The following is a 6,321-nucleotide window of genomic DNA, read 5'->3' on the forward strand; positions in this document are numbered from 1 at the left end:
CCCGCCATTGCTGTTTCGCTGTGGCAGCGGCCGCTGTTGAGCGCATTGCTGGCTGGTGCGACGGCCGTGCTGACGACGGCGGCCGGGTTGGCTGGGCCGCTGCCGGCGACTGCACCGGCGATCTTGCCTGCGATGCAAGCGGCATCCATTACGGTATCAACATCGCTGTTGCAGCCTGCGGTGACGGTGACGGCAGGGCCGGCAAATCGCTCTGCGGGAGCGCCACAGCAAACGAAGGCACTCACGGCGAAGCCCGCGGGTGATTCCGTGGCGCTGCCGCAGGCGGATGCGACGACGGCCCCAGCGACGAACGGTTCCGCAGCGTCACTGCATGCTGATGCGACGACCGCCATAGCAACGAGCGATTTCGTAGCAGCGCCGCGTGCCGATACAACGACGACCATAGCAACGAACGATTCCGCAACGCCGCTGCAGGTGGATGCGACAACGGCCGTAGCGGCAAACGACTCCGCGACTTCGTCATCGCGACTGGAAGCGATGACGGGAGAGCCGGCAGATGACTCCGCCATACCGCAGCACTACACGGCTGCAGCGACGGCAATGCCGGCCGGCGATCCCGCGCTGTCGCCATACCCGGCGATGTCGGGGGCAATGCCAACTGGCGATTTCATCGCATCGCCATCGCACACAGCGGCAGCACGGCCGTCGGTCGTGACGGAGTCTGATGCGTTCTCAGGCATGCGGGTTGCGCTCGCGGCGGCGTTGCCGGCGACAGCACGGCCTACCGCGGCGTACAACGCGTCTACAGCGCATGCCCCGCGTGTTTCGACCGCGATGCCCGTCACTAGCGGGGCCGGCGTTCCATCGGTCACACCGGTATCCCTGGCGACATATGTCTCGACAAATACGCTCGCGGCCTTCGGGGCTGCACGGGCGAAGTCTCAAGCAGGTACGAAGCCAGACGAGCAGGCCAGTGCATCGAGCGATATTCCGGCCACCATCCCTGAGCGAGCGACCGCTGCGCAGGAACGGTCGCAGGCAAGTGTTGGGTCAGACAAGGCGGCAAATGCATCGGCGAACACGTCGGGCAACGCCTTCGCAGGCGCTACCGCACAGACAGCAGCCCAGGCACTCGCGGCGCCACACAAGCCAGCAAATTCAGCGGCCAACACATCACCCAGCGTCTCTGCGACCGTCGCTGCTGAGCAGACAACAGCTCAGGCAAGCGCTGAGCCGGATAAGCTGACCAATTCAGCGACAAGCACATCGTCCAACGCCTCTGCGACCATCACCGCCGCACAGACGACAGCCCAGACAAGCGCAGCGCTGAATAAGCCGGCCAATTCATCGGCTAACTCCTCGCCCGACACCCTTGCCGCCTTCGCCGTACCACCGGCAGCAGCGCGGGCAACCATCGCGCCGCCTAGCTCGGCCGGCTCAGCGACCAACACGCCAGCCAACGCCGCTACGGCTGACGCCGCGACGCAGACGGCGATGCGGACGAACGCGGCGCGAAGCCCATCGACGCCGACGTTGAGCCAGGTCCCCGTGGCGGCGGCACCGGCCGCTGCACGCAGCGACACCACGGCTGCGGCGACTACACCCACTGCAGCCACCCCACCTGAGCAAGCCGCCATCGCCGCCCTGCTCCGCGGTGATGATGCGCGCGGCGTCGTGGCAGCGCTGCCAGCGGATCCGCTGCAGCCAAAGACGGCGCAGGAACGCGCGCCCTCGGCTGTCGAGGGCCTGCTGCACCAGGCCCGATCCGTGCAGCAGCTGCTGCAAGCCAAAGGCGGTGCGCGACACACACCCGCGCTGCGCGACGCGCTGCAATCGCTGCAGGCCCAGCGTCTGCTGCTGGAACTGCGTCTGGATCAGCAAGCCGATCCGCCGGGCCGTCCGCTGCCTGCGGCGGCCGCCGCGCAGGTCCGCCAGCGGCAGCAGCCGCTGCGCGACTGGCTGCGACAGCTCGACAATGCCACCGACACCTTCACGCAATCGCTACCGACGATTGCTTCGGGCTCATCCGATCCATCTCACGCATCGGACGCTTCTCGCCCCTCCGATGCCTCGCGTGGAGCGCCTGAATCCGGTACAGCGGACGCGTCGCGTAAAGTGGCTGCAGGCGGAGCTTCCGTCGCCCTCATCCCCGCCGCCCAGGCCGCCGAACTGCAAACCCTGCTCGCCGCGGGCATAACGGAAGACGCCGCCCCCATCCTCGGCACCCAGCTTCCCGTGCACCGCCCGCGCCTGCCCGCACGCGAACCGCTGCTGCAGCCGGTCGTGCTGCCCAGCTATGCCGACACGGCCGAAGTGCCGGTGCAAGCGGCCGACTACGCCGCCAGCCGCGATGCACCGCTGTCACCGGCGATCCTGGCCAAGGCACAGAGCCTGGGCAATGACTACACCCGCATCGTCGATTTCGTGCGCAGCAGCGTGCGCACGCAGTGGTATGCCGGTTCGCAACAAGGCGCCGAAGGCACGTTGCGTACCCTGGCCGGCAACGATGTGGACCAGGCCAGCCTGCTGATCGCGCTGCTGCGTGCCAGCCGTGCGCCGGCGCGCTATGTGCGCGGTGTGCTGGAGATCCGCAGTGCGGATCTCGCCGCCTCGCTGGGTGTGCGCGAAGACAAGATCGGCCTGGCCCTGGCCGCGGCCGGTGTCGCGCATCGGCCGCTGCTGCGCGGCGGGCGTATCGACGCCTACGCGGTCGAGCAGGTGTTCGTTTCCGCCAAGATCCCCTATTCCCACTACCGCGGCAGCAGCGCCGACCGCAGCGGTGCGGCGTGGATTGCGCTGGCGCCGGCGCTCAAGCCGCATCAGGTGATCCCGGCCGGCGGCGCGCTCGCGCGCACGGGACTCGATGCGCAAGCCTTCCTCGACGAGGTGCTCGCGCATACGCAATCCGAAGCGCCGTTGACCCTACTGCGGCAGACACTGGAAAGCCGCCTCGCCGCACTGACACCGCCGCTGGCCTATGCCGACCAGCTCGGCCGTCATACCGTCGCCGCCCCCGCGCTGGAACTGCTGCCGGCCAGCCTGCCCGCGGCCACCGTTGCGATCACCGGCGAGTTCGCCGAACTGCCTGATACGCTGCGCCAGCAGGCGCGGATCGTGCTGCGCGCGGGCACCGCAGAAGATGCGCCCATCGTGCTCGATGCGCAGCTCGCGCTGGCCGATGTGGCGGATCGTCGTATCACGCTGGCCTATCAGCCCGCTTCCATCGCTGACGGCGCGGTGGTCGATGCCTACGGCGGCATGAGCCTGACGCCGCCTTACCTCTATGCCGTGCGGCCCGTGTTAAGCATTGACGGCCTCGTCGTGCGCCAAGGCGGCGCTGCTGGTGGAACCCAAGGCGGCCATGCCTTCCCTGCGGCTGCCGTACGGCCGGTGTCCAATACCACCGGTCCAGTTGTACGCCAGCGCAGCGACGGCAGTACCGAGGGAAGCCAGAACACCGATGCGTCAAATGATTCAGAAGTACTAAATGCGTCAAATACAGCTAACGCACTCGCCGAATCGAAGGCGGCAAGTAACGCACACACCACCACTACGGCTAGCGCACCCCACCCGTTTACTGCAAACACCAGCAGCACCGTCACCACCGCCAACACCAGCAGCCTCCTGGGCAGCGGCGCCCTCGACGCCGGCACCACCCAACGCCTCGACATCACCCTGCACGGCCCCGGCGGCAGCGTCAGCTTCAGCCAGCAACTCGACGCCGGCGGCTACGCCGCGCTGATCCTCGACGCCCAGGCCAGCCGCCCGCCACAGCAGGACGAAGCAGACTCCCTGACCGGCGACAGCGAACCCGCCGCCGCGCGCCTGCTGGCCAACCTCGGTGCGCGCTACCTGGCCGAGTGGGATGCGGCCGATGACGAACTCGCCCAGCTCTTCGGCGTCGGCGTGATCCGGCCGTTTCCGTCGGCGGCGCTGGTGCTCAATCAATACCGCGTACCGCGCCTGGCCGGCCTCGCCCAGGAACTGAACTGGCGCGGCGTCGCACTTGATGCGGCGCTGCGTCCGGTCGAAGCCTTCGCACAAGGCGCTTCCAACGCGGTCGAACGCGATTGGACCGCACTGTCGGCCCTGCAGGGCTCCAGCCTCGAACACCGCGTGTTCGAGCAGCAGTGGCGCGTGGACAGCCTCTCTGCTGATAAAGCGCTGCAACTCGCGCGCGAACGCGGCGAACCGATCGAGACGCTGACACCGGCCACCGGCATCGGCACGCTCAACCACCCACCCGCCGTCCTTGCCGCGGTCCAGGGCTGGCTCGCCCGCGGCTACGTCGTGGATATCCCGCGCCACCCGCTTACGCTGCAGGCCTGGACCGGCTCAGCCTGGCGCGCACGCCACCTCGCCAGCGGCGAAGCCGGCTACTTCCTCAGCGGCACGCTCGCCGGCGGCAGCACGGTGCCACCACCGGAATACTGGTTCCTGCAGCAGTTGGTCCAGCTGCTCGGCAATCCCTATGCATTGCTGGCCAATAACGACCCGCTGGCCGGCGCGTTGCTCGTCATCGACCGCGACAGCCAGTACCAGGAAGCCATCGCCGGCCAGGCCCTGGCCAACCCGCTGCGCGTCAGCGTGCTGGATCGCGCCGGCCGGCCGGTGAAGGGCGCGGCGGTGCGCTTCCGCGTCACCAGCGGCAACGGCACGCTGGCCGGTGGCGGCAGCAGCGCGACCGTCAAGACCGATAGCAACGGCCACGCCCGCCTCGGCTTCACCACGAACGCCCGCATCGTCGCGCCCCTGCGCTATCGCCAGAATGCGCAGGACGCCTGGCCCAACCGCACCGGCGCGAACGAGATCGAAGTCAGCGCCATGGGTGCCAACGGGCTGCTTGTCAGCGGCGAACCGCTGCACGCCTACAGCGTGCCCGGTCCCGGCGTGCGGCTCGACCTCAACCACACCGACAACGAAACGATCATCGGCGGCCTCGGCTACCTCGACCTCGGCCTGCGCGCGCTGGATGCCAATGACAATCCCGTCGCCAACCTGCCGCTGCGCCTGCGCGTGGACACCGAAGTGCTCCCCGTCACCGAGGAATGCACTGTCGCCAGCAACCCGATCGACGCGACCCTGGCACTGGCCGAACAGTGCCCCGCCGGCGAGTTCCAGCTGACCGGCCATCCCTGCACGAGCAAGGTACTGGATGACCTGTTCACCAACGGCGAACTCACGCCGTTCCGGCTGGTGCCGGGCAACCTCGCCCGGCCCGCCCGGTACACCGTGCATGCCATGGCAGAGGGACTCAGCGAACGCCGCATTATCCGCAACGACTTCCGGGACTGTGACGAACGCGGCCCGGGCGTGCTGCTCTGGGTGCCGCAGGACTACCAGCAGGTCGGCGGTATCCGCGCGCTGCAGGTCCCCGCGGCGGCCGCACCGGGTGACCTGTTTCCGGTCACGCCGCGCTTCCTCACCTACGAGCTGCATAGCACCCAGCCCGGCATCACCTACTGGGCGCCGTACATCCTCCCGACCGGCATTACCCCGCTGCTGCAGAACTTCGTCGGCGGCACGCCGGAAAACCTGCGCACGGCCCCTTATTCGAACGAATACCAGTTCGACCTGCGCGCCGGCGATACGCCCGGCAAGATCACCAGCACCATCCATCACCAGATGGCGCATATCGATGCCACGGTGCACTGGGGCTGGAGCGTGCAGGTCCGCGCCCCGCAGATCAGCCCGGCCACGCTGCCGCTGACCGCCAGCGGCACGACGACGGAACGCCTGACCCTCACCGCGGACTTCAGCCCGGCCGACTACTACGCCACCTCGCTGCGGCTGCAACTGCGCGGCGATGGCCAGCTCGTGGACGAGTGCGCGTTGCCCGGCGGGCTCTCGGGCAGCAGTTGCTACCTGTCGCGCGGCCTGGCACTCGACCGCCGCAAGACCTACGACGTCGTCACCGTGCTCAACGACGGCACGCCGTACCGGCTGCAATCCCCACCCAAGGCGCTGCCGCTGACCCAGGGCATCATCGGCGGCTACGGCCTGCTGCGCGCCGGCAATGACCCGATCAGCGTTGCCGGCCTGGTGCAGGGCCGTTATCCCACGCTGATGACGCAGCAGCGTTCGATCGATATCGCCGCGAGCTACGCCTGCAGCCAGGGCCAGCGCCTGGCCTACCTGCTGAGCCAGCCGGCCACGGTCAGCCTGAAGTTCTACCACCGCGTCGGCGGGAGCGGGCCGAGCAACACGGCGCTGGCCTGGACGGCGCTGGACAATGCCGCGCAGGATCTTGGCGCGCATGAAGTCCTGATCGAACCGCGCGACCTGCCCTTGGGCGAGTACCAGTTCGAGCTGATCGCCCGCACGCCCGACGGCCAGGAAGAAACCCGCGAAGGCATCGTC

Annotated in this window: 2 protein-coding genes; one reads left to right on the top strand and one right to left on the bottom strand. The window is 68.5% G+C overall.

The window, feature by feature from the left end; genetic code table 11:
• Positions 1 to 1,398: 1,398 nt before the first annotated feature.
• Positions 1,399 to 1,959 carry a hypothetical protein gene (locus tag NM961_RS03445; RefSeq protein WP_255911300.1) on the bottom strand — a complete coding sequence of 187 codons (561 nt, stop codon included), beginning with the start codon at positions 1,957 to 1,959 and terminating at the stop codon, positions 1,399 to 1,401.
• Positions 1,960 to 2,076: 117 nt separating this feature from the next.
• On the opposite strand from NM961_RS03445, the gene NM961_RS03450 reads away from it, so the two are divergent.
• Positions 2,077 to 6,321: transglutaminase domain-containing protein (locus NM961_RS03450; RefSeq protein WP_255911302.1), on the top strand; the 4,245-nt coding region annotated here is incomplete at its 3' end.

The organism is Tahibacter harae (assembly GCF_024437735.1).
GTDB lineage: Bacteria > Pseudomonadota > Gammaproteobacteria > Xanthomonadales > Rhodanobacteraceae > Tahibacter > Tahibacter harae.